Annotated in this window: 23 protein-coding genes; 14 read left to right on the plus strand and 9 right to left on the minus strand. The window is 42.7% G+C overall.

Going from position 1 to position 25,650, the window contains the following annotated elements; all coding sequences use genetic code 11:
* Positions 1-76: 76 nt before the first annotated feature.
* Together V7K85_RS17205 and V7K85_RS17210 are read right to left on the minus strand one after the other, a co-directional pair.
* The gene (locus V7K85_RS17205) at positions 77-625 is read right to left on the minus strand and encodes a pentapeptide repeat-containing protein (RefSeq protein WP_334814851.1); all 549 of its coding nucleotides are present in this window, start codon (positions 623-625) and stop codon (positions 77-79) included.
* 110 nt (positions 626-735) lie between these two features.
* Complete coding sequence (locus V7K85_RS17210) at positions 736-1,167, minus strand: NUDIX hydrolase (RefSeq protein WP_334814982.1); 432 nt, start codon at positions 1,165-1,167, stop codon at positions 736-738.
* Between the two features lie 179 nt (positions 1,168-1,346).
* Here V7K85_RS17210 and malQ point away from each other — a divergent pair, with 179 nt between their 5' ends.
* The gene (gene malQ, locus V7K85_RS17215; protein ID WP_334814853.1) at positions 1,347-2,855 is read left to right on the plus strand and encodes a 4-alpha-glucanotransferase; all 1,509 of its coding nucleotides are present in this window, start codon (positions 1,347-1,349) and stop codon (positions 2,853-2,855) included.
* Positions 2,856-2,982: 127 nt separating this feature from the next.
* Here malQ and V7K85_RS17220 read toward each other — a convergent pair whose 3' ends face one another.
* Complete coding sequence (locus V7K85_RS17220; protein WP_334814854.1) at positions 2,983-3,795, minus strand: helix-turn-helix domain-containing protein; 813 nt, start codon at positions 3,793-3,795, stop codon at positions 2,983-2,985.
* On the minus strand, positions 3,770-4,582 hold the full coding sequence (locus V7K85_RS17225) for a pseudouridine synthase (RefSeq protein WP_334814855.1): 813 nt from the start codon (positions 4,580-4,582) through the stop codon (positions 3,770-3,772). Before V7K85_RS17225 ends, V7K85_RS17220 begins: the two co-directional genes overlap by 26 nt.
* 134 nt (positions 4,583-4,716) lie before the next feature.
* Here V7K85_RS17225 and V7K85_RS17230 point away from each other — a divergent pair, with 134 nt between their 5' ends.
* Positions 4,717-5,427 (plus strand): LmeA family phospholipid-binding protein, encoded by a 711-nt coding sequence (locus V7K85_RS17230; RefSeq protein WP_334814857.1) that lies wholly within the window; start codon positions 4,717-4,719, stop codon positions 5,425-5,427.
* 339 nt (positions 5,428-5,766) lie between these two features.
* Here the strand turns inward: V7K85_RS17230 and V7K85_RS17235 are convergent, their stop codons facing one another.
* On the minus strand, positions 5,767-6,657 hold the full coding sequence (locus tag V7K85_RS17235; protein WP_334797976.1) for a phosphatidate cytidylyltransferase: 891 nt from the start codon (positions 6,655-6,657) through the stop codon (positions 5,767-5,769).
* A 15-nt stretch (positions 6,658-6,672) separates the two neighbouring features.
* The gene (cbiT, locus tag V7K85_RS17240) at positions 6,673-7,275 is read right to left on the minus strand and encodes a precorrin-6Y C5,15-methyltransferase subunit CbiT (protein ID WP_334797975.1); all 603 of its coding nucleotides are present in this window, start codon (positions 7,273-7,275) and stop codon (positions 6,673-6,675) included.
* A 94-nt stretch (positions 7,276-7,369) separates the two neighbouring features.
* On the opposite strand from cbiT, the gene V7K85_RS17245 reads away from it, so the two are divergent.
* The 4 genes from V7K85_RS17245 (at position 7,370) to tatA (ending at position 11,943) form a co-directional block, all read left to right on the plus strand.
* Positions 7,370-8,791, plus strand: coding sequence for a serine/threonine protein kinase (locus V7K85_RS17245; protein WP_334814859.1), 1,422 nt, complete (start codon positions 7,370-7,372; stop codon positions 8,789-8,791).
* 208 nt (positions 8,792-8,999) lie between these two features.
* A complete protein-coding gene (locus V7K85_RS17250) occupies positions 9,000-10,082 on the plus strand; it encodes a DNA-methyltransferase (protein WP_334814861.1) in 1,083 nt (360 codons plus the stop codon).
* Positions 10,083-10,124: 42 nt separating this feature from the next.
* Positions 10,125-11,600, plus strand: a complete 1,476-nt coding sequence (locus V7K85_RS17255; RefSeq protein WP_334814863.1) for a restriction endonuclease — start codon at positions 10,125-10,127, stop codon at positions 11,598-11,600.
* 169 nt (positions 11,601-11,769) lie between these two features.
* Entirely contained in the window at positions 11,770-11,943 is a 174-nt protein-coding gene (gene tatA / locus V7K85_RS17260; RefSeq protein ID WP_334814984.1) for a twin-arginine translocase TatA/TatE family subunit, read from the plus strand.
* 57 nt (positions 11,944-12,000) lie between these two features.
* Here tatA and cphA read toward each other — a convergent pair whose 3' ends face one another.
* A complete protein-coding gene (cphA, locus tag V7K85_RS17265) occupies positions 12,001-14,706 on the minus strand; it encodes a cyanophycin synthetase (protein WP_334814865.1) in 2,706 nt (901 codons plus the stop codon).
* A 171-nt stretch (positions 14,707-14,877) separates the two neighbouring features.
* Positions 14,878-15,741 (minus strand): cyanophycinase, encoded by an 864-nt coding sequence (locus tag V7K85_RS17270; protein ID WP_094348499.1) that lies wholly within the window; start codon positions 15,739-15,741, stop codon positions 14,878-14,880.
* 547 nt (positions 15,742-16,288) lie between these two features.
* Between V7K85_RS17270 and trmD the strand changes: the two genes are divergently transcribed.
* The 7 genes from trmD to argH all read left to right on the plus strand — a co-directional run bounded on the left by trmD (position 16,289) and on the right by argH (position 24,175).
* Entirely contained in the window at positions 16,289-17,086 is a 798-nt protein-coding gene (gene trmD, locus V7K85_RS17275) for a tRNA (guanosine(37)-N1)-methyltransferase TrmD (RefSeq protein WP_334814867.1), read from the plus strand.
* A gap of 55 nt (positions 17,087-17,141) precedes the next feature.
* Positions 17,142-17,624 carry a 2-C-methyl-D-erythritol 2,4-cyclodiphosphate synthase gene (ispF, locus tag V7K85_RS17280; RefSeq protein ID WP_334814869.1) on the plus strand — a complete coding sequence of 161 codons (483 nt, stop codon included), beginning with the start codon at positions 17,142-17,144 and terminating at the stop codon, positions 17,622-17,624.
* Between the two features lie 4 nt (positions 17,625-17,628).
* A complete protein-coding gene (locus V7K85_RS17285) occupies positions 17,629-19,425 on the plus strand; it encodes an ABC transporter substrate-binding protein (RefSeq protein WP_334814871.1) in 1,797 nt (598 codons plus the stop codon).
* 195 nt (positions 19,426-19,620) lie between these two features.
* The gene (locus tag V7K85_RS17290; protein ID WP_334814873.1) at positions 19,621-21,438 is read left to right on the plus strand and encodes an ABC transporter substrate-binding protein; all 1,818 of its coding nucleotides are present in this window, start codon (positions 19,621-19,623) and stop codon (positions 21,436-21,438) included.
* 142 nt (positions 21,439-21,580) lie between these two features.
* The gene (gene larB, locus V7K85_RS17295; protein ID WP_334814875.1) at positions 21,581-22,369 is read left to right on the plus strand and encodes a nickel pincer cofactor biosynthesis protein LarB; all 789 of its coding nucleotides are present in this window, start codon (positions 21,581-21,583) and stop codon (positions 22,367-22,369) included.
* Between the two features lie 107 nt (positions 22,370-22,476).
* Positions 22,477-22,683 carry a hypothetical protein gene (locus tag V7K85_RS17300; RefSeq protein WP_334814877.1) on the plus strand — a complete coding sequence of 69 codons (207 nt, stop codon included), beginning with the start codon at positions 22,477-22,479 and terminating at the stop codon, positions 22,681-22,683.
* A gap of 103 nt (positions 22,684-22,786) precedes the next feature.
* A complete protein-coding gene (argH, locus tag V7K85_RS17305; RefSeq protein ID WP_334814879.1) occupies positions 22,787-24,175 on the plus strand; it encodes an argininosuccinate lyase in 1,389 nt (462 codons plus the stop codon).
* 70 nt (positions 24,176-24,245) lie between these two features.
* Here the strand turns inward: argH and V7K85_RS17310 are convergent, their stop codons facing one another.
* Positions 24,246-24,410, minus strand: coding sequence for a hypothetical protein (locus V7K85_RS17310; protein WP_167407613.1), 165 nt, complete (start codon positions 24,408-24,410; stop codon positions 24,246-24,248).
* A gap of 646 nt (positions 24,411-25,056) precedes the next feature.
* Here V7K85_RS17310 and V7K85_RS17315 point away from each other — a divergent pair.
* Positions 25,057-25,551, plus strand: coding sequence for an NUDIX hydrolase (locus V7K85_RS17315; protein WP_334692043.1), 495 nt, complete (start codon positions 25,057-25,059; stop codon positions 25,549-25,551).
* Positions 25,552-25,650: the final 99 nt, after the last annotated feature.

Below are 25,650 nucleotides of genomic sequence, written 5' to 3' on the forward strand. Positions count from 1 at the left end.
ATCGACAATAACATAACTGCTCTCGGTTTAGCCTATAACCTGAGTAAAGCGAGACTTAATTCTCTTTAGATTTTCTTTACGAATCAGCTCTTAGGTTAGCTCTAACGACTTTTGCCTCATTCAAGGATGCTTCGGTTAAGTTTGCAGAACTGAGTGTAGCGTCGCTCAAATTGGCATTATCTAGGTTGGCATTACTAAAGTTAACGCTACTCAAGTTTGCTCCAGTCAAGTTGGCATTATCTAGGTTTGCGTTACTCAATTTAGCGTTACTCAAGTTTGCTCCAGTCAAGTTGGCATTATCTAGGTTTGCGTTACTCAATTTAGCGCTATTTAGGGTTGCTTTACTCAAGTCAGCACTACTCAAATCTGCCCAACTCAAATTTAAACTAGAACTTTCTACCAAACCACTTAAGTTTGTGCTTATCAGAGATGCCCTAGTAAGATTTGTACTTTGAAGTATTGCTTTGCTAAGGTTTGCATCATTCAAATCTGCTCCTGTCAAATCTGCACTTGTTAGGTCTATCCCACTCAGATTTGCACCTTTGAGGTCTACTCCTCTCAAATTTTCTGAATGAAACTTCCGTTGTCCTGCGGCGTATTTATCCAACAGTTCTTCAACATCCATAATGCACCTTTAAATACCACTGACACAGTATAATCACAAAAACTTTGTGTCACAAGTATTCCTCTCCCCTCTTCTCTCTGCGCTCTCTGCGCCTCTGCGGTTCGTCCCTCCTACCCCAACCTCGGACGTATCCCATAATGCCGATATCGCCAATAATCCTGCAAAATGCGATCGTGGTCAAAACATAAATTACCAGGCACACACCAAGACTCAAAAATGCCTATACCCTTAGCATCATCCCCAGCCACAGGTTCCCCCGTCGCTGTTGCTAAAAATACAATGCTAATCGTATGCTGACGCGGATCGCGATTGGGGTCAGAATACACTAGTAATTGTTCAACTAACTCCACCTGCAAACCCGTTTCTTCCTGAGCTTCGCGCCGGGCCGCCACTTCTACTGCTTCTCCATAATCCACAAAACCACCAGGAATAGCCCAACCTAAGGGTAGATTATGTCTTTCAATTAACACTATTGGCCGATGAGGTCGATTTACAAGTTCAATGATGATATCAACTGTCGGTGTAGGATTTCGGTAAGTCATAGTCATTAGTCATTAGTCATTAGTCATTGGTCATTAGTCATTAGTCAAGGACAAATGACAAAGGACAAACAACATGAGTTTACTTGATTTACCCTACAAATGCTGTTTTGTGATAGATTCGATGCGATCGCGTAGCGTGTCGTTCAGACAATCGCTCCCTCTCATAATTCAGGTTAAATATGCCTTTTCCTAGATCAAGTGGCATTTTGCTGCATCCCACATCTTTTCCCAGTCGATTTGGCATTGGCGATTTAGGCTTAGAAGCCTATCGCTTTATTGATTTTCTCAAAGAAAGCCATCAACAATATTGGCAAGTTTTACCTTTGGGCCCCACTGCATACGGTAATTCCCCGTATATGTGCTACTCGGCAATGGCGGGAAATCCCCTGCTGATTAGCCCAGAAAAACTGCGAGATGAGGGTTTGCTAACAGAAGAAGACTTTGCTAATTTACCAGGATTTTTGGAAGAAAAGGTAGATTTCAAGGAGGTTGTGCCGGTTAAGATTGGGCTACTCAAAAAAGCCTATGAACATTTTAGAGCCAATGCCACACCCATCCTACAAAAAGAGTTTGAAGGTTTTTGCGACAGCAAAGCCTATTGGCTAGATAATTATGCCTTATTTATGGCGTTGAAAGATGCCAACGAGAATGCAAACTGGCACACATGGCCCTCAGAACTTGTAAAGCGTGATCCACAAGCAATGGAGGAAGTACAGGAGCGGCTCAATGGAGAGATTTCTTATTACAAGTTTGTCCAATTTGAGTTTTTCCGCCAGTGGTCAGAGCTTAAAAGCTACGCCAACATGCGCGGGATTGACATTATCGGTGATATCCCCATCTACGTAGCTCATGATAGCGCTGATGTGTGGGCGCATCCCAACATCTTTTGTCTAGATGAACAGACAGGAGCTGCCGCCCAAATGGCAGGAGTCCCACCAGATTACTTTAGCGCCACCGGTCAATTGTGGGGCAACCCAGTTTACAACTGGGAGGAATTGCAAAAACAAGACTTTAAGTGGTGGGTACAGCGCTTTGAGGCAATGCTGGATTATGTAGATATAATTCGCATTGACCACTTCCGGGGCTTCGAGGCTTATTGGGCTGTGCCTCAAGGTGAAGAAACTGCCATTAATGGTAAATGGGTGGAAGCGCCTGGAGATGCTTTTTTTGAAGTGATTAGGCAAAAGTTGGGCAAGCTACCCGTCTTAGCAGAAGATTTGGGAGTAATTACACCAGGGGTAGAAGCGCTGCGAGACAAGTATGAATTTCCGGGGATGAAAATTTTGCAATTTGCCTTTAGTGCTGATGCCGCTAATCCATTTTTACCATTTAATTATCCGCGCAATTCTGTAGTTTATACCGGGACTCACGATAATGATACAACTATAGGCTGGTTCGATACAGCTGACGACCAAGAAAAGCAAAACTTGTTGCTTTATTTAGGTTCTATCAGCCCTGATGGCATCCACTGGGATTTAATTCGCCTAGCTTTGAGTTCTATAGCCAACCAAGCGATTATTCCCTTGCAAGATATTTTGGGATTAGGGAACCAAGCGCGGATGAATTTTCCCAGTATTCCTGAGGGTAACTGGGAGTGGCGCTATCAACCAGGAGCGTTGACAGAGGAATTAGGCGATCGCTTAAAAGTTCTTACCAGACTTAATGGACGCGCCCCGCAAGCCCAGTGAGGAGATAAGAAAGCAGGGGGAGCAGGGGGAGACGGGGAAGACAAGCCAGAGAGAGGAGTAAATGCCTTCTGTCCTCCTTATACTCCTCATCCCCATCATCTCCCCCTGCTCCCTCATTTCCCTCATCTCAAAACTTAGGTTTAGCAGCAATCTTAACTTCTTCTTCTTTCCCAGGCTCTCCCATCTCCTTGGCTTTCTGTTGATTGACGCTCATCAACACACCACCAGCATTATCAGTTTTCACTGTCAATTGCTTTTGGGCTTTCCAAATCCGGTGAGTTCCCTCTGGCAAAATCCCCTCAAACTCGGTTTTGCCATCAGCTACTACGCGAATCCAAGATGACGCTTTCAAAGTGACACCAATCTGTACAGCTTGTCCCTGTTGTTCGCCGCTCAGGGTATCGCTGACCGGTTGAACCTTTACTGACTTTTTTAGTTGAGCTACTTCTGGTTTGACAACGGACTTTTGTTTTGGGTATGGCTGATTTTGGCTATTATTGGCTTGTAATACAGCATTATTTAATAACTGAGATAAGCCATTTACAGAGCATACAATTAGGAATATGTAAAGAAAGTAAAGATGAATTGGACGTAGTTGATTCAGGGGTGAAGTATTTCCCATAGATTGGGAGTTCACTCGTGCAGAACTGATCGGAAAAGTGCCAGAAAATTCTACTCCATTCAAGCCTAGTGCTTCGGCAAATTGCCTGATCAAACCCTGAATATAGATTGGTTCTGGCAGATCGTTTAAATTTCCTTCTTCGATCGCCTGCAATAATCGCCGGGGAATCCTGGTTAATACAACCACTTGCTCTAGAGATAAACCTTGTTCTTGACGCAATGCCCAAAGTTGAGCGCCTAATTCTGCCAACTTTTCGGCTCGTTCTTGCTCTAATGAAAGTGATGGCTGGTGATTATTGTTTTTTCTTAGCCATTTCATGCCTACTGACACTCCTTAACTCCGCTGAATCTTTAATAGGTTGCGTTATCTGCTCTTGTAAAAAGTGAATCTCATGATCTTTGAGGGAACGATATTTACCCTCTGACAAAAAAGGTTCTTTTGGAGTTTCTAATTGAATTGGGCCGATAGCAGTCCGATGCAGCTTGATTACTGGGTATCCTAACTGTTGGGCTATCCGGCGAATTTGGCGATTTCTTCCCTCCTGCAACACTATTTCTAAAAAGCTTTGCTCGGCACAACGTTCTATTAGGTGTACTTTAGCGGCTCTGGTTTTTCTCCCCTCCAACATCACACCCTGACGCCACATTTGCAGTACTGGTTCTGGAGGATGTCCTTTGACCAAAACACGATATGTCTTGGAAATACTGTGACGTGGATGGGTTAGTCCAAATGTCAGTTCTCCGTCATTTGTCAGGATTAATGCTCCTGTAGAGTCTGCATCTAAACGCCCAACTGGGTGAATACCTGAACCCTCTCGTAATTTTTTCGGTAATAGATCCAGAACTGTTGGTCTACGGTGAGGGTCGTAGCAAGTCGAAACCACTCCCGGTGGTTTGTGCAGCAATAGATATATTAAAGCCGGACGCTGCTTTTCGGATACGGGTTTACCATCCACAGCGATCGCATCTTTTTCGGGATCAACTTTTTGACCTAAATGTGCCAATACCCCATTGATCCGCACCCGTGAGTCCCTAATCATTTCTTCGGCTTCACGACGTGAGGCGATACCCCATTGAGCGAGAATTTTTTGTACCCGTACCTCCATGTGGAAATTGCTTATTTACTGTTAACAATTAAATGATATTTGGATTTTGTAGTGAGTAGGCATAAATGTTAAATTTAAGGCTTGTTTAATTTCCGTTCGGTTGTTCAGCAAATACTTATAAACAGATTGGTTAGATGCCACAAAATTCCCAAACAAAAAATACAAATAAAATCCGCATAATTACGCAGGTACTCACAACAGCACTAAAGCTCTGGTTGAGAGCGCAAGTGAGCCAAATATCTGAATTAGAAGTGGAGATTAAAGCCAGCGATCGCCAAATTTTCTCTGGGCGTATCCCCTCGGTATCTATTTTTGCTACTCATGCAGTTTATCAAGGTCTCCTGATTACACAAATTCAATTAATGGCAGAAAATATTCGGATAAATATCGGCTCGGTACTCAAGGGACAGTCACTGCGACTGTTAGAAACAGTACCAGTGGTTGGCGATTTAATCATAGACGAGAAGGATCTTAATGCTTCTCTCTCATCTGACTTATTATCGACTGCTTTGAGCGATCTACTGGTTAAGGTTTTACCAACACATTACCCAAAGTCACAATCAATTAATTGGCAAGAAATTCTCCTTGAGAACAACCAAATTATACTGCGAGGCGTGAGAGTAACCAATAGTGAAACAACACCTCTAGAGATTTGTCTTGGCTTACAGTTACTCAGTGGGCATGAGTTGCAAGTGGCACATATTCTAATCAAGCCCGACCAGGGAGATATATTAGAGGACAATCATCAGTACAATCTGGATCTTGGCTCAGATGTCGATATCCAAGAACTAACACTGATCCCAGGCAAGCTGGTGTGTCGTGGGCGGATTAACGTTAACCCTTGATGATTAAAAATTAAAAACTAAAAATACCAATTACTTATCTTAAATAATATAACGCTTCTCGAAATAAGGGCAGGGGGCAGGGAGACAGAGGAGTGGATGGAGTGTCAAAGACTCATTAACGGAGTTCAAAGACTCGTCGGCGAGTAAAAAAGACTCATTCACGAGTATCAAAGACTCGTCGGCGAGTAAAAAAGACTCATCCCCTATTCCCCATCCCCAATGCACAATACTTCTCTACGAGAGGCTGCGCCAACGACTACGCTCAGTACAAGTGCCCAATACTTCTCTACGAGAGGCTACGCCAATAACTACGCTCAATACAAGTGCCCCATGCGCAACTCATCTATCTGTTATCAGCGGCAAAAGTAGGGTTACGAAATAGTAAACCAAAGGAGCTGTGAAAATATAACTATCGGTACGGTCTAAAATACCACCGTGACCGGGGATTAACTGTCCAGAATCTTTGACTCCAGCATCCCGCTTGAGCATAGATTCGGTAAGATCCCCTAAAAGACTAGCAATGCCAATCAGCAAACCCAATGCTAAACCAGTGAAGAGAGATCTGGGCAAGTGGAGATAATAGGCTCCTGCTATGGCTACGGCAACACTTGAAGTAATGCCAAAGACAGCACCTTCTACAGTTTTTTTAGGGCTAATTTCAGATAAACGGGTTTTACCAAAGAATTTACCAATGGTGTAAGCACCGATATCAGCTGCCCAAATACACAAAAAAGTCAGCAGTGTTGCTGTAAAACCTTGTGGTAAAGACGCCGAATTTGCCTTTTCCCAGAAATCTGTCCAGGTTATGGGCCAGTAACCTCCGAAAGGAAGATTACTAAAAGCAGCACTATCAATCGCTCGTAACCGCACCCAGTAACTCGGTAAATAACCTACGTAAAATAGCCCCATAATAGAAGCGGAAACATCAGCGATCGTGGCAAATTTGGGCTGAAACAGCAGGTAAAAACAAATAAGTGTGCCAGCAATTGGCATTACAGCGTCAGCTAAACTGCCATCAAGGGTACAAATTACCAGCAAAACTTGGCTGACAGCCATAGTGGTTTTAGCGGCAGGAGCGATACCTCTGGCTCGCACCAAATTAAAATATTCCTGTTGACCCAAAAAGATGATAACTGCAAAGATGATGGTAAAGTACCAACCCCCCAAAAGGGTCACACAAAGAGCAAGAGCGATCGCAACAATTCCACTAATAATCCGAGACCAAGGCATAGAAGTATTTTGGATTTAGTCTAGTTTCTCACCACTGAGGATAAAAATGGGATCAACGGCGGTAAAGGTTTGAGAAAAGCCGCGTGTCTCTAAGCGGTTAACCGCAGACTGGACAACTTCGATATTTCTAGCTCTTAACAAGGAAAAGCTCTGGGAAATAGCATACAAGCTTTCTAGATTAGCCGCTGTGGCTACAACCCGACCGGATGGTGGTAAATAATGCCAAGCTGCTTGCAGAATTTCCTGAATGGGTCGTCCTCCCTCGATACAAATGCGGTGAGGAGTAATCTTAAGATCATGTAAACACTCTGGGGCGCTACCTTCAATTACTTCAACGTTTTTCACCTCAAAGCGATCGCAGTTACGCTTGATCAGATTAGCTACTTCTTCATCCCTTTCTATAGCGATAATCTTTCCGCCTGGACACAATAGCCCCACCTCTACCGGAATTGTACCTGTCCCTGCGCCAATATCCCACAACACAGAATCTGATTTTAATCGCAGTTGGGCAATTAACAGTAGTCGGACTTCTCGCTGGCTCAGGGGAATTCCTGGCAAGTGCTCGAATAAATCATCGGGAATACCAGGGGTAATATAAGGCCAAAGTTGGGAGGGCATAGAACTACGCAATTATACTAAAGATATGGATTTGCCAAATTGAAAAGCTATAAGTTCTAAAAACTTTTCAAACCTAGCATTATAAGAAACCATAATGATTGGCGAAATATTAGGCGAACGCTACGAAGTTCAGCAGCTACTAGGAAAAAAAGCAGGGCGGCGGACTTTGTTAGCTCGTGATTTGCAAACTCAGGAATTAGTTGTCATCAAGTTACTCTCTTTTGGTGATGATTTTGAATGGGATTCACTCAAGCTGTTTGAACGGGAAGCTGAAACTTTAAAATCTTTGTCACATCCCTTAATTCCTCAGTATTTAAACTATTTTGAGGTAAATTTACCAACCATCAAAGGATTTGCCCTAGTACAAACTTATATCCCAGCAAAAACTTTAGAACAATATTTACAAGGTGGGCGAACTTTTACAGAACCTGAAGTCAAACAGATAGCCAAAGCGCTTTTAGAGATTCTTATTTACCTACATGGGCTGTATCCGCCTGTAATTCACCGTGATATTAAGCCTAGCAATATTTTATTGGGGGAGCGTTCTGGTAATAATGTTGGTCAAGTTTATTTGGTAGATTTTGGCTCAGTTCAGACAGTCCTCGCCACAGAAAGCGGGACAAGAACTGTGGTGGGAACCTATGGCTATATGCCACCAGAGCAATTTGGTGGACGTACTGTTGCAGCATCTGACCTTTATAGTTTAGGCGCAACCTTAATTTATTTAATGACGGGTAATCACCCAGCCGATTTACCGCAAAAGGATTTTCGCATTCAGTTTGAACAAGCGGCTAATCTGAGTCCCAGCTTTACCAATTGGCTAAAGTGGATGATAGAACCCAGTTTAGAAGGGCGTTTTAGTTCTGCTGCTGGTGCGATGTCTACGACGGGCTCCGCCTACGCAGCCTTAGAGAAACCACAATCGACATTACCTGCTTTAGTTGGCAGCAAACCAGACGGGAGTAAAATTCAACTAACCAAAAATTGGGATTCTCTAGAAATTCTCATTCCACCGACTGGTTTCCATCCATCAATAGTATTCACAGGTGTATTTGCGATCGCCTGGAATTCATTTATCCTGCTTTGGACAATTAGCGTTCTCTCGGCCCCTTTTTCTACCAACATTCCCATTGCCTTATTCTCACTTCCTTTTTGGATTGCTGGCTTTCGGATGGTGTATAAATTTTTCTTTAGTTTGTTTGGACGCATCTGCTTACGCCTGAATGCAGAACAAATTGCCCTAAGCTGGGAGTTGTTTAGTTGGAAGTTTGAGCGTCCCCGTCCATCTCGAAGGCAAAGTATTAATAAGTTGGTTTACATTCCAAAACACTTTACTAAAGGCTCTCAAGGCACTAGAATTGCCGTTCCAGCACAATTATATATTTGCTCAGGATTGCAAAAATATCAGATTAGTGGAAACGATATCGGTATTAAATCCGAAGTAGAACTTGAATGGTTAGCTCATGAATTAAGTCAATGGTTAGGTTTGCCAATCACCAATCCAATGGGAAGTTAGTTGAGCAAGCGATCGCTTTGTTCAAGGTGTCTAATTCAATCTTGATCATACTAAGTACAGAACATAAGTACTATTATGAATACAGATTTTTGGCACATTGCCCTATTCATCCAGCAAATTAATCAAAAAAAATAGCTAACAGTTGGAAAACTTATGCTTTGATGGATGATACTGTCTTTATACGTACAACTGTACTAACAAAGTTTAGATGAGACTTAATTGTAACCCTTACTACGAAACAAAATTTGGTGCTGCTTATTTGGGAAACAGCCTAGATTTAATGACATATATTCCCGATGAAAGTATCGATCTAATTTGTACCTCTCCACCATTTGCACTGGTTCGTAAAAAAGAATACGGAAATGTTGATGCTGATGAATATGTTGAATGGTTTAAAGATTATGCGGCACAGTTTTACCGTATTCTTAAACCAACAGGCTCACTAGTTATTGATATTGGTGGCAGTTGGATTAAGGGGATGCCAGTTCGTTCTCTTTATCATTTTGAACTGGTTGTTGCTTTGTGCAAAGCAAAAGAAAAAGGTGGACTGGGATTTTATCTGGCACAAGAATTATATTGGTATAATCCAGCAAAACTACCCACCCCTGCCGAATGGGTAACAGTTCGTAGGGAAAGAGTTAAAGATTCGGTAAATACAATTTGGTGGCTGTCAAAAGAACCGCATCCTAAAGCTAATAATAGAAGGGTTTTAAAGCCTTATAGTGATGCAATGAAAAACCTTTTGAAGAATGGCTATAAACCCAAAGTTAGGCCATCAGGGCATGATATTTCTGATAAATTCGGGAAAGACATAGGAGGAGCTATCCCCCCGAATATTATTGATGGACGTTGTAGTATAGACAAAGAAGAAATAGGGCAACAGACTCTTATAAAAGAAACTTTATTTGAAGATTTAGTCCAGCCCGTAAATTTGATTTCTGCCTCAAATACTGCTTCCAACGATTATTACCAAAGGCGTTGCAAACAAGAAGGTTTTAAGCCGCACCCGGCAAGATTTCCTCAAGCTTTACCAGAGTTTGTTATCAACCTTTGTACAGAACCAGGTGATATTGTATTAGAACCTTTTGCTGGTTCTAATATGACAGGTCGAGTTGCAGAAACTTTACAAAGACGCTGGTTAGCTTTTGAGATTGATGAAAACTACATCAAAAGCTCAAAACTGAGATTTGAAGAAAATGCTCCTTTGGTTGTTGAACCTCCAGCAGATTTACCAGCAATAGCCATAGAAAATGCTGAGAATAAGCACTCAGTACAGTTAGGACTGTTTTAAAGAAGGCGCTCAAACTATCAGATGTTTTAAGGAAATTGCAGAATGGAGTCTAATAAATTAAAAAGGTTTACTTATGGACATCAGTTTGAGCCAGCAAAATTCTCTTTAGTTGAAATTCTGGAATTATGTAAAGAGTGTCAACCAAGTCGGGACATACTAGAAGCCAATATTGCCCAACGTTATTTTTCCCAACATTCTAAACGAGCATCATCCACGCTAGCTTCAGAAAATATCAGCAAATTGGCAATGAATTGTTTTTTATCCCTCAGAGCCTATCAGCTAATTGAGGATTTTGAACAGCCACGTCAATATAAAATTACCCCTCTTGTTGAGGAAATTTTATCGAAGTCGAGCAATGCTTTTTTTGTAAATCGACGGTTTGCGGATCACATATTAAATAATCTATCAGGCATGGCTTTATTAAAAGCTATCGACGCAATTAATTCCAGAGGAGAAGAACCACAGTTAGAGTCGATAGCTTATGAATTACAAGAAAGGGGATATGCCATATCGCCCAACGCTATTTACACAAGTACCATGAGAAGTTGGTTGTCCTTGGCAGGTGTTTTTGAACGGGAATACGAAATAAACTGGGATGTTGTTTCCGAAATTCTAGGTATCAATAAAGATTTTATCGACGAGCTTTATACCCTGACTCCCGGACAAAAACATTTTCTGCTGAGTCTGTTGAATCTTGATGTTAAAGAACTTATACCAGCTAATAAAGTTGCCCAGCATACCAGAAGTATTTATAAATTAAGACTCACAACTAAAAATTTAGTCAAGGATGTTATTGAACCTCTTGCAACTCTCGGTTTAATAGAAACAGAAAAAACCACAGGTGGCAGAGGAGCTAAACCGAATAAAGTCAGATTAACCAGCAAAGCCCAGTCTGAATTATTAGCACCCCTTCTAAAATCCATCGCCAATGAAACAAGGCTTTCGGAAATTGAACTCAACCGTACCTTTGATGATGTTGTAAATGAATTAAATCATCCAGATAAACATATTAAAGGCAAAGCGTTAGAGCTTCTGGCTGTCTGGATGATACGCCTAACCAGTCTACGTTTTACAAAATGGCGGAGTCGAGAAAATGGTAAAGGGGAAGTAGATGTTCTGGCAGCTTCAGACAGGTTTGTTTATAGTCGGTGGCAGATTCAATGCAAAAACACAAATAAGGTTGATATTGATGTTTTAGCCAAAGAAATTGGGCTGACATTTGTTACAGGGGCAGACGTGGTAATGGTTGTAACAACTGGTGAGTTTACAAGGGATGCTTATCAATATGCTTACAGAATGATGGAAGTATCCCGCTATTATATGATTTTGCTACAAAAAGATGAGATTGAAGCAATTAAAAGGGATAAGACGAATATTGTTGAAATTTTCGATAGAAAGGCTAGGCGAGTTTTTGCGAAGAAAGAACTCGACGTGTCTGATGAAGAGTTAAATGAAATTGAACAGGAAGAAGATTTGATGGCTGAAGCTATTGAAGAAGAAATAGATGATAACATTTGAGATATTTCTTTGGCAATATCGGTATTTATATAAGTAAAAATGCAAAGTATTATTAATTTTATTTATACTTTGTTTTTGCAAGAGGGTCGAGCGCTTATCAGTGGCTAACTCATCTGATTTGAGCCATCAATGTCTATATTTAATTAAAGATGCCTTAGAGGAAATTTATATGTTTGGACTGGGATGGCCAGAAATCGCTGTAATTACCATAGTCGCTGTTCTAATTTTTGGCCCTAAAAAAATTCCCGAACTGGGAACCGCACTGGGCAAAACCCTACGAGGTTTTAAGGAGGAGATGAAAACTCCCAGTGACGAAACCAATTCGGAACCAGAAAAACAATAGTCCAGGGTCAAAAGTGAAAAACTTTTAGATGCTGAACTTTGAACTCTTGACTTTTGACTACAGGAGTGTATTAACAACAGAAGAAGGTGCGATCCCATTTTGGGAATCGATGGCAGTTGTGCCAGGATTTGGTTGATGTGTCTCTTCTTTCACTACACCACGCGCCCTAATTAACTTAATAGCGCGAGTGACGCTTTCTGGTAAAATTACCACCAGACTGTTATTAGGAGCCATGTCTAAGCCTTTATTTATCGCTTGGGTTTCATCCAGAATTGATTCATAGCGGCTATCAGGCTTAACTTGGGTGATGCCTTGAATAATCAACTGGGCGGCTGAACCCCGTTGGCGTCCCCGTGTGTCATCGTCTTCTTTGACGATGATGTAGTCAAAAATTTGCGCTGCTAATTTGCCCAAAGTAACAAAGTCTTCGTCGCGGCGATCGCCTGGGCCACCAATTACGCCAATCCGTTGTCCTGTAGTCCAGTTCCGAACAAAGGAACCTACAGCTTCGTAACTGGCTGGGTTGTGGGCATAGTCTACCAAAGCGTGGTAGTTTCCTAAATTAAATAAATTCATTCGTCCTGGCGTTTGACTAACTGAAGCCCGGAAAGTCCTCAAACCAGCCCGAATCTGCTCAATTGTGACGTTTTGCACGAATGCTGCCAAACTTGCAGCTAAAGCGTTGGCAATCATAAACAGTGCGCGTCCGCCCATTGTTAAAGGTATATTTTCTGCTCTTTCTATACGATGTGTCCAATCACCTTTAACAATTGACAAATAGCCATTTTCATATACTGCTGCTACTCCGCCCTTTTGGATGTGCTTTCGCACTAATTCCGAGTCGGTGTTCATTGTGAAGTAAGCAATATTAGCCTTAGTTTTTTCTGACATAGCGGCGACGCGGCGATCGTCGGCGTTAAGTACCGCATAGCCATCAGGGAATACAGCTTCCGCTACTACGCTCTTGAGGTTAGCTAACTGCTCAATGGTATCTATATCGCCTATTCCTAAGTGGTCAGAGGCTACATTCAATACCACCCCCACATTTGCGGCTTCAAAGCCCAATCCAGAGCGGAGAATACCACCGCGAGCCGTTTCCAGTACCGCTACTTCCACTGTGGGATCTTGGAGGATGAGGTGGGCACTTTGGGGGCCTGTGTTATCGCCAGCTTCCACTAAGTAATCACCGATATATGTTCCATCCGTAGTAGTATATCCTACTACCTTACCAGTCTGTTTATAAATATGTGCTAGTAGTCGGGTAGTAGTAGTTTTACCATTAGTACCAGTGACGCTGAGGATCGGAATTTGGCTAGATTGCTCGTTGGGAAACAGCATATCCATCACTGCGCCGGCGACATTGCGGGGGATACCAACGCTTGGAGCAACGTGCATCCGGAAGCCGGGAGCGGCGTTAACTTCGACAATCACGCCATCCACTTCCCGCAGCGGACGACTAATATCCGTGGTGACGATATCGAGTCCGGCGATATCCAAACCGATAATCTTGACTACTCGTTGTGCCAACCAAAGATTTTCTGGGTGAATTTCATCGGTACGGTCTACGGCACTACCACCTGTACTTAAGTTTGCCGTTGCTCTAAGATAACAAAGGGTTCCTTTGGGTGGGACGCTATTTAGGGTATAGCCTTGCCTTTCTAGCAGCTGGTAGCTGGTGCGGTCTAGTTCAATCTTCGTTAGGACGTTATCATGTCCTTCACCGCGATTTGGGTCAAGGTTTGTTTCTTCAATCAGTTCGGCAATGGTGGATCTACCGTTGCCAATCACATGAGCCGGGACGCGTTCGGCTACTGCTACTACTTTGCCATTTACCACCAGTACCCTGTGGTCGCGTCCAACATAATATCTTTCGACAATAATTGACCGAGAAACCTGTCTGGCAGCTTCGTATCCGGCTTCAGATTCTTCCCAAGTTCTGATATCAATGGTGATCCCACGTCCATGATTGCCATCCAGGGGCTTGATGACGATCGGATAGCCGCCAACATATTCAATGGCTTGTTCCAAATCATCTAAGAAGTTGATCACTGTACCTCTAGGTACTGGCGCACCAGCGGCAGCGAGGATGCGTTTAGTGGCTTCTTTATCGCAAGCTAGTTCTACGCCCAGAATGCTGGTGTTGTCTGTCATTGTGGCCTGCATCCGCTTCTGATTCACCCCGTAGCCTAGCTGAATCAAAAAGCGGGCTTCCAGAGACATCCAGGGAATACCTCTTTTTTCTGCTTCCTTGACGATCGCTTCAGTCGAAGGGCCTAAAGAAGCATCACGGGTAAACTCTTTTAGATCTTGGATATCTTGCTCTAGTTCTGCCTTGGGATAACGGCCGCGATCAACGATACTCTGGCACAGTCGCACTGCTGCTCGTCCAGCGTAACGTCCCGCTTCCTCATTCAGGTACTCGATCACAACTTGGTAAATTCCGGGTGTGGCAGTTTCGCGGGTGCGACCAAAGCCGACATGCATACCAGCTAATTCCTGGAGTTCTAGGGCTACGTGTTCTACGATATGGCCGATCATCGTGCCTTCTTTGACTCGCATCAGAAAACCACCACGACAGCCAGGCGAACAATAGTGACCCTCCAGACTCGGCAGCGCCTCAACTAATCCTTCATAAAAACCAGGGATTTCATTCGAGGGCGTCTCGCCAAGGGTTTCTAAATCGAGGCGCATGACGATCAGTTTGTGGCGTCGAATGCTCCAATAGTTTGGGCCGCGTAAGGTCTGGATCTTGAGGATTCTCATGGGAATAGGTAGATGGAGATTCGGAACCAAAATTCTAGTTTCTTACTGGAATTGACCGCTAAACTGTTCATTGCAAACAGTTTTTTCTTTTTAGATGGTATTCTTATCATTTTTATACGGTAAGAAATAAATGTGCGGTCAACTCAGTGTAACCTCAGATACTCTATCCCGTCAGCTGGAGATTCGGTGTACAGCAGGCAATACAGTGCGCTGGTACAAGTGGAAGCGATCGCCGTAGCTGAGGATATGCAGACGTAAATTATGCACGGTTAGCGGTTCATTAGCACCGACATGGGGTTCGTTGGTGTGGGTAAGTTCAGTGGGATCAACAATGGTGACACTGCCTTTACCCATAACTTGTAGCCAACCATCACGTTCAAACACTGCACAAGTATCTTCGTCAATGCCAATACCTAAGCGATCGGGATGAGCTGCGATCGCACTAATTAGTCGTCCCATCCGATTACGGTTATGAAAGTGTTGGTCAACGATTACTTCCGGAATAAATCCTAAACCCGTTGCCATATCAACTAGGGAACGATTTGGCGTCTCTCCACTACCGCCGCCAGCAATCATATGATGCCCCATCACTGCTGCTCCTGCACTGGTGCCTGCTAACGTAAGTTGCCCCGCCCTCACCCGTTGCCGAATAATTTCCATTGCTGGCGTATCTGCCAATACGCCACACAGACGCAGCTGGTCTCCTCCTGTCAAAAATACCCCACTACAGGCTTCTAAAGATGCTTTGATCTGAGAGGCTTCACACTGTTCCCGTTCGCGGATGTCTAAAATTTCTACCTTCTGGGCACCCATTTCTTCAAAAATGCGAATATACCGACCACCGATGATAGCGGGTTCGCGAGAGGCAGATGGAATAATTGTAATATAAGCCTTACTAGCACCAGCACGTCCAAAAAAAGTTCGTAGGATTTCGCGCCCATGAACTTTATCTTCTGCGCCTCCGATAACCAGAACGGCGGTTTTAGTTGCTTGGGGTGTCCTCATTTCTAGCGATTTAGCTTGTAATTGCGGCATTGTGTTTCTCCTGTCAACAACTTCAGGTGAATTTAACAAGTTCAGAAGCCTGATGATTTTTGCGCTTTGCTTCTTTGAGAGGACACTTTTTTGAAGTTTGGAACTGGGTCAGCCACTCTCCAGATTCTCGCTTAACGCTCACGTTGCCTCAGTCTAAGCGTGTTCGTTCCCATTCCTCAAAGCCAGCGCCTTGTTTTTCACCTGTCCACTTGCAGCAGGGCAAAATAGTCTTTAGGGGGCTAGATTCCCCCTTTAGGCTTGGGGACGAGCAGTTAAGACTATGCTTTTTTCTGAGGCTGGCTCAATGCATCCTGGAAGTTGTTAACTTGATATGATTATTAATTTAAATGTAGTTGTGACAACATTTAAACATAAATTAAGTAATTAGAAAAACTTTTGATCCCATCTAAAATCCAAGAGGTCTGGTAGTTTTAGATACTATTGATAAAGTTTAACTGGAGTTTGACCGGACGTTGACCCGACCTTGGCTGGGTGGTGTTTGCTAGACATTCAAATTTAAGATTAGTGTCCTCGAATACGAATAACTGTGCGCTTTGATATAGTTACACTTTTTCCTGACTGTTTTAACTCTGTTCTCAATTCTGGGTTACTGAGTAAAGCCTTAGCCAAACAGATTGCCCAAGTGCATCTGCTTAACCCACGGGACTTTACCACTGACAAGCACCGGAAGGTAGATGATCAACCCTATGGCGGCGGTGTCGGGATGCTAATGAAGCCAGAACCTATTTTTACTGCTGTGGAGTCGCTGCCGACTCTACCCCGAAGAGAAGTAATTTTGATGAGTCCACAGGGTCAAACAATCAATCAACCACTTTTGAAAGAATTGGCGACAAATTATGACCAGTTAGTAGTTATTTGCGGGCATTACGAAGGAGTGGATGAGAGGGTGCTGCATTTGGTAACTCGGGAAGTATCTTTAGGGGATTTTATTCTGACCGGTGGGGAAATTCCAGCAATGGCTTTAATTAATGGTGTAGTGCGGCTAATACCAGGAACCGTGGCCAAAACAGAGTCACTGACAGCAGAAAGTTTTGAGGAGGGGTTATTGGACTATCCCCAATATACTCGTCCTGCCAATTTTCGCGGGTTGAAAGTGCCTGAAGTATTGCTCAGTGGAAATCACGCAGCGATCGCCCGGTGGCGTTACGAACAACAAATTCAAAAAACCCGCGATCGCCGCCCTGATCTTCTAGAGAAATGGGAGCAGGGAGAGCAGGGGAAGCAGGGGAAGCAGGGGAGCAGGGGAAGCAGGGGAGCAGGGGGAGTAGGGAAAGCAGGGAAAGCAGGGGAAGCAGGAAAAGCAGGGGAAGCAGGGGGAGAATAATAATTCCTAACTCCTGACTAATGACTAATGACTAATGACTAATGACTAATAACTAATGACTAAAATTCGTATTGGAAACGGCTACGATATCCACCAACTGGTGAGCGATCGCGCTTTGATTTTAGGGGGAATTCAAATTCCTCATGAACTGGGTTTGTTGGGTCACAGTGACGCTGATGTGCTGACCCACGCGATTATGGATGCCATGCTTGGAGCATTATCTTTGGGAGATATTGGTCATTATTTTCCGCCTAGCGATCCCCAATGGGCGGGAGCAGATAGTTTAGTACTATTAACTCAAGTACATCAACTGATTTGTAATCAAGGCTGGCAGGTGGGAAATATTGACTCGGTGGTAGTAGCAGAACGCCCAAAATTAAAACCGCATATTCACAATATGCGTGACAAACTAGCGGCGGTTTTAGAATTAGAACCAAATCAAATTGGCATCAAAGCTACCACCAATGAAAAATTAGGCCCCGTTGGACGTGAAGAAGGTATATGTGCTTATGCTGTTGTCTTGCTTTTGAAACAATAAAATTATGAAATATTCTACAATTTTTAACATAATTAAGCGTTTTTGCTTACCATTAATTCTGGCTTCGGCAACAGCAATTACAGTTACCGCCTGCAATCCATCTAACTTTAAAACCGCAGCTGCACAAGTTCCTCAGTTGGTGGTTTCTACTACGACTGACCCTAAGACCTTTAACTACGCCCTCATCCAAGAATCTCCCAATATTTCTGGTTTAACTTATGAGGCATTAGCCACTCAAAACGGAATAACTAAGGAAATTGAGCCAGCTTTGGCTGAATCTTGGGAACTTTCCCCAGACAAACTGCGGTTTGTCTTTACCTTGCGAGAAGGATTGAAGTGGTCGGATGGTAAGCCATTAACAGCTAATGATGTCGTTTTCTGTTTCAATGACATCTACATGAACAAGCGCATTCCCACTTATATCCAAGATGCTCTCAAAATTGGAAGCAGTAAGACTTTTCTCAAAGTCCGCAAAGTCGATGATCGCCGAGTAGAATTTATTCTGCCAGAACCGTTTTCTCCTTTCTTGCGATCTATTGCAGCAGGTGTAGGAATCCTACCAGAACACAGCCTACGTGCAGCAGTTGAAGCTAAAAACTCTGACGGTAAGCCTGTGTTTATGTCTACTTGGGGAACCGACACAGACCCGAAAAAAATTATTGTTAATGGCCCTTACGCAATCGAGAGTTATTCAACCAATGAGCGCTTAACATTTCGGCGCAACCCTTACTACTGGCGTAAAAAAGATGCACAAGGAAAACAACTGCCATATATTGAGCGTGTAATTTGGCAAATTGTGGAATCGCCTGATACAGCTTTGCTGCAATTTCGTTCTGGAGGGTTAGATTTACTAGAAATTGGCCCTGGAAATTTTCAATTGCTCAAGCGTCAAGAAAAACAGGGTAACTTTACTATTAAAAATGCTGGGCCTGACTCTGGGACAAGTTTTATAACTTTCAATCTCAATAAAGGTAGTCGCAATGGCAAGCCTGTTGTAGATCCGATTAAGTCCCGTGTTTTTAACAACGTTGCTTTTAGACAGGCTGTCGCCTACGCTATTGATCGCCAAACGATGATCAACAACACTTTGCGGGGATTGGGTGAACCGCAAGACTCTCCAATTTCTGTTCCCAGTCCCTATTATTTGTCTCCAAAAGAAGGTTTAAAAACCTATGACTACAATCCAGAAAAAGCTAAACAACTTTTACTGGGAGCCGGATTCAAATACGATAATAAAGGTCAGTTGTTGGACGCTGATGGCAATCGAGTCCGCTTCACAATGATGGCTGTTGCTGGTAATAGACCCACAATCACACCGAAAATTCAACAGGATCTCGCCAAGATAGGCATTAAAGTTGATTTACAATTTCTTGACTTCAGTATTATTGGAGAAAAAATCTCTAACACCCTAGATTGGGAATGTTGGTATGGAGCCATTACTGGTGGTATTGAGCCGCAAGATGGTTTCAATGTCTGGTCTGTAGAAGGTAACTTTCATGTATTTAATCAGAAAGCTCAAGCCGGACAATCTCCAACGCTAGGTTGGAAAGCTACTGATTGGGAGCAGAAAATTGAAGACCTCTACATCCAAGGGGCAAGAGAGTTCGATGAAACAAAACGCAAAGCTATCTATGCAGAAACGCAACAACTCTCACAAGAGTATCTGCCTTTTATTCACCTATTCAATTCCCTGGCTTTAGTAGCTGTGCGTAATACCATTGAGAACGTAAAATACTCGGCTATAGGGAGTTACGATTGGAATATTTATCAACTCAAAGTAGTAGATAAAAAAGCTAGTTAATTTTCATGGGCATTTGTCATTAGTTAAAAGTTAGGAGTTAGGAGTTAGGAGTTAGGAGTATAAGAATTATTACTCTCCCCTGCTCCCCCTGCCTCCCATGCTCCCTCATCTCCTACTCCTCACTTGCCACTTCCCTTAATGCAGTCAAGGCTAAACACGAGGTGTATTATGCAAACAGTTTAGTCTTTGAGTTCTATGATTTTTGCCCTCTTGCCTACCCGCCACCGTGGATTTACGGTTTTAGTAATATTCGGTCTATTCTTGATTTGTCAGATAGCTCTTATCAGTTGCAACCCAATTAATTTTAAGAGTCAGGCGGCGCAAGTATCGCAATGGGTTACAAGCACTATTGGCGATCCGAAAACTTTTAACTACGCCTTCAATCAGGAATATCCTCATGTTTTTCTGTTTACGACTGAAGGACTAACTACCCTCAATGGTATTACAGGCAAAATTGAGCCAGCTTTAGCTGAATCGTGGGATATTTCTGATGATCAAAAGCGAGTCGCTTTTACTTTGCGAGAAAATTTGAAATGGTCAGATGGCGAACCACTTACCACAGATGATGTCATCTTCACTTATCAGGATGTGATTTTCAATCCCCAGATTCCTACCGATTGGAAAGATAGTCTTAAAATTGGTTCTAGTGGAACTTTTCCGAAAATCAGAAAAATAGGCGATCGCCGAATTGAATTTATTCTACCTGAACCTTTTGCTCCTTTCCTTTCTACCACTGCTGGAGCATCAACAAATTCAGTTGGCATTTTGCCAAAACATGCTTTAGCTGAATCATTGAAATCTAAAGATGCTAAAGGTAATCCCAAATTTTTATCTACTTGGGGAACGGATACAGAACCTAGTAAAATTATTGTCAACGGTGCCTATAAAATAGAAAGTTATATTTCTAGTCAGCGTGTGGTATTTCGGCGCAATCCTTATTACTGGCGTAAAGATAGCCAAGGTAATCAGTTACCTTATATTGAACGCATCGTTTGGCAAATTGTTGAATCTACAGATACAATAATTCTTCAGTTTCGCTCTGGAGGATTAGATACAGTAACTGTTTCTCCGGAAAACTTTTCATTACTTAAGCGCGAAGAAAAGCGGGGAAAGTTTACTATTTACAATGGAGGGCCGGAATTCAGCAATACTTATATTTCGTTTAATCTCAACAAAGGTCGGCGGCAAAATGGACAGTCTGTGCTTGATCCAATTAAATCCCGTTGGTTTAATACCCTTGCTTTTAGACAAGCAGTTGCCCATGCAATCGACCGTCAAGCAATGTTAAATAACGTTTTTCGGGGGATTGGTGTGTTACAAAATTCGCCAATCGAGATTCAAAGTCCTTACTACTTTTCTCCGGAAAAAGGCCTGAAAGTTTATGAATATAATCAAGAAAAAGCTAAAAAATTACTACTAAGTGCAGGTTTTAAATATAATGCTAATAAGCAGTTACTAGATACTGATGGTAATCGTGTGCGCTTCAGTTTATTAACGAATGCTGAAAATAAAACTCGTGTGTTAATGGGAGCGCAAATAAAGCAAGATTTGAGTAAAATCGGCATTCAAGTTGATTTTAATCCGATTGCTTTCAATACTCTCACCGACAAGCTTTCTAATTCCCTCGATTGGGAATGTTATCTGCTAGGCTTTATTGGAGGGATTGAACCAAATGACGGAGCTAATGTTTGGTTACCATCAGGCGGATTACATACCTTCAATCAGAAACTACAACCAGGACGAGAACCGCTTATTGGTTGGCAAGTTGCAGATTGGGAAGCAGAAATCGGTCGTCTTTACATTCAAGCAGCACGAGAGTTAGACGAAGTAAAGCGCAAAGAAATCTACGCCGAAACGCAACGCCTCTCTCAGGAATATTTGCCTTATATTTATTTAGTAAATCCTTTGTCTTTAGTAGCAGTGCGCGATCGCATCCAAAATGTCAAATTCTCTGCACTTGGTTCTCAAAAAGGAACGTTGTGGAACAAATATGAACTTAAAGTAACAGAATAGAGTTTAAATGGAACACTGGAGATTCTACTTTTATAGATACCATTCGAAATGATTCGTGATATTTTATATTTATTTAAAGTACTAAAATCTCCGCCCTTTGTGGTAAGTTTGGGAACATTTATAAAATCAAAACAACTGACCAGTGTCTCAACATGAAACTTTGCGCTCGCTCCTCGAAGCGGTTGCCAATGGTAAAGTTACCTTAGATACGGCATTAGACTCACTCAAGGACTTAGCTTATGAATCTGTGGATGAGTTTGCCAAAATTGACCATCATCGCCAGCTAAGAACTGGTTTCCCAGAGGTGATTTGGGGCCCTGGTAAGACGCCTGATCAAATTGCTAAAATTATGGAGGTGATGCGCCTCCGCAATCCGGTGGTGATGGCAACTCGCATTGAACCAGCAGTTTATACAGCACTGCAATCAAAAGTTAGCGGTTTACGATATTACGAATCAGCGCGAATTTGTGCGATCGCTCCCCCTACTATCGAACCACAATTCTGGGGTGAAATTGGTATTCTTTCTGCTGGTACTGCTGATTTAGGCGTTGCTGAAGAAGCGGCTATCACGGCTGAACTTTCTGGTTTCCGGGTACAACGCCTCTGGGATGTTGGCGTTGCTGGAATTCACCGCTTATTAAGTAACCGCCACCTGATTGAGTCAGCATCGGTGTTAATTGTCGTGGCGGGGATGGAAGGTGCTTTACCCAGCGTTGTCGCTGGTTTAGCAAGTTGTCCTGTGATTGCCGTACCCACCAGCATCGGTTATGGCGCAAGTTTTGGGGGTTTAGCACCTTTATTGACAATGCTTAACTCTTGTGCTGCGGGAGTAGGCGTAGTAAATATCGATAATGGTTTTGGCGCAGCAGTGTTAGCAGGGCAAATTTTGCGAACAGCCGAGAAATTGCGGTTGGCATCGCCTGCATCTTGAGTTAAGACATTAAAGTCATACCTCAAGTTTCAGTAGATTATCAGGAATTTAGGTAAAAAATAAACTGATACTGAAATTTGCTACCCTCAACCTCTTAATCACCAAATATGAGCCATTACAACGATTTGATATCTCAGTTATTTTGGCATTTGCCTATAAATTTGACAGCCCTAGCACAAACAATTACCGACCCAGACCTGATGGGTCAGCTTCAAAAATCTTGGAGCCACTTTATACACACAGGTCAAGGGTGGGCATTGTTGATTGGTTTAATTATTGGCTATATGATTCGGAATCTAACTAGCTACGGTTAAATTTAAAAGTTAGGAGTTGAAAGTGAGGAGTGAGAAGTTAAGAGTCAAAAACTCCTAACTCCTCACTCTTAACTCCTAGCTTTCCTCCACTCCCCTGATATTTATGACCAAAGAACAGACTTGGAGTCAGCGATTTGAATCAGCTTTGCATCCGGCGATCGCTCGTTTTAATGCCAGTATCGGTTTCGATATTGAATTAATCGAATATGACCTGACTGGTTCTCAAGCTCATGCCAAAATGCTAGCTCACACGGGCATTATCTCTCAACAAGAAGGAGAGCAACTGGTTGCAGGTTTAGAACAAATTCGCCAAGAGTACCGCCAGGATAAATTTCAGCCTGGTATCGATGCTGAAGATGTACATTTTGCAGTTGAACGACGACTGACAGAAATTGTCGGCGATGTAGGTAAAAAGCTGCATACGGCGCGATCGCGTAATGACCAAGTTGGCACCGATACCAGACTCTACCTCCGCGACCAAATCCAGCAAATCAAAAGCGAATTGCGAGAATTTCAAGGTGTTTTACTGGATATAGCCGAAAAGCACATTGAAACCCTGATTCCTGGCTATACTCACCTACAACGCGCCCAACCCCTGAGTTTAGCTCACCACCTCTTGGCATACTTTCAAATGGCGCAACGCGACTGGGAACGCTTAGGAGATGTTTCTCGCCGCGTGAATATCTCACCTTTGGGATGCGGTGCTTTAGCGGGAACTACCTTCCCGATTGACCGCCACTACACAGCTAAACTCTTGGATTTTGACGATATTTATGCTAACAGCCTTGATGGAGTGAGCGATCGCGATTTTGCGATCGAATTCTTGTGTGCTGCTAGCTTGATTATGGTTCACCTCAGCCGCCTTGCAGAAGAAGTCATTCTTTGGTCATCTGAAGAATTTCGCTTTGTCACCCTCAAAGATAGCTGTGCCACGGGTTCCAGTATCATGCCCCAAAAGAAAAACCCCGATGTACCAGAATTGGTACGCGGGAAAACGGGGCGTGTATTCGGTCATCTCCAGGCGATGTTAGTGATTATGAAGGGGTTACCCCTGGCATATAACAAAGACCTGCAAGAAGATAAAGAAGGTCTATTTGATAGCGTTAATACAATCAAAGCCTCTCTAGAAGCGATGACGATTTTGCTCAGAGAAGGTTTGGAATTTCGTACTCAGCGTTTAGCACAAGCCGTGACCGAAGATTTTTCCAATGCTACTGATGTAGCAGATTATTTGGCAGCACGGGGCGTCCCTTTCCGCGAAGCTTACAACCTTGTGGGTAAGGTGGTAAAAACTAGTATTGCCGCAGGTAAACTCCTGAAAGATTTGAAATTGGAAGAGTGGCAACAACTACATCCGGCATTTGCAGCAGATATTTATGAGGCGATATCTCCCCGTCAAGTTGTGGCAGCCCGCAACAGTTACGGTGGTACTGGCTTTGTACAGGTAAGCAAAGCACTCATCGCCGCCCGCACTCAAATCGTTGTCGAGTAATAAATAAGGGCGCACATTTGTACGCCCTCAAAACTAAATAAACCAAATAACAAGGATTTAAGCAGGCAGCTTATTCAGTGTCAGCTGCTGCTGCGCCTTCTTCTTCCTCACTCTTTGGTGGTCTTTGTTGGAACCTTCTCTGCATTCTTCCTGTCGTAGTCCGTTTACGAAACTTTCTGGCATACGCCTGGTTCCGTAGCGCCTTTTCTTTTTTCGGGTTACGGCGCTTGGCCATGTTCACCTCATTAATAAACAACAAAAAAGTAGCAACTAGGCATCACGTAGGCAATATCAGCTACCAATGTTATTGATATACTTGTAGCCTAGTGCAGCAATCAATACGCATTAAACAACGTACTAGTCTACCGCATTCCACATTGTTGTGTCAATAACAATTTAGAATTCTCCCCACTAGCTAGACGAAAAATACCTTTTTTTAGATTCAAATCCGTCAAAGACATGTAAATTAGTTAACTAGTTGTTGTTCTTGGAACAAATCAATCAATATTATCAAGAATTAGGTGGCGGTCTCTAACCCCGCTTAATTTTCTCTTCTAAATTCTGAATTATGCATTCTAACTTATTATTCAGATGAATTTTTTGAATGTGTGCTGAAAAACTATTAGTGATAACTGCTTTGGGCAAGACTAATGTTAGTTATAAACTGAAAAATTTTATGATTTAACAAATATTATGTATAGATTAATACAATGCTTCTATTTAAATTTGGTGTTAGAATTAATAATATTCTACGTAAATCGTGAGAATAAAATCTCAAACCACAAACATATTTGTATAAAGCAAAACTCAACAAAAATTTTATTAGTTGAGTCTATGTAAGTGGTAGAGAACTATAGAATACAATACATAAATTTTGAAGATTGAACGTTATTGCTTTTTTTCCAGCAGCTGTCCAGTCCACACGTAGCTTATGGCGTATTGGACAAACAGTATTGGGTATCATATTTCGTCATCCCATTACTGGCACTAGTATCATCCCAATTTTACCCGATGGTCGCATAGTACTGATCCGGCGACGCGACAATGGTCTTTGGGGATTGCCTGGAGGGATAGTGGATTGGGGAGAAGATATTCCCAATACAGTCCGCCGGGAATTGATGGAGGAAACCGGGCTAGAATTGGTGAAAATTAACCGTTTGGTAGGAGTTTACTCCGCACCAGATCGCGATCCCAGAATCCACTCAATTTGTATTCTGGTTGAAGCCGAGGTACATGGGACAATGGAGATTCAAGATACTTTGGAAGTCATGGAAATCCAAGCTTTCCATCCCAATTTACTACCTCCAGGACAAATGTCTCACGACCATACTCGGCAGTTGCAAGACTATTTGAATGGCTTGACAACATTGGCATAACAATATTTTTTTCATTAGTTATTAGTTATTTGTCAGATTCTAATGACTAATGACTAATGACTATTTATTATGGTGCTAAAAGTTAACTACTAAATTATA

Source organism: Nostoc sp. (genome assembly GCF_036917615.1).
GTDB lineage: Bacteria > Cyanobacteriota > Cyanobacteriia > Cyanobacteriales > Nostocaceae > Nostoc.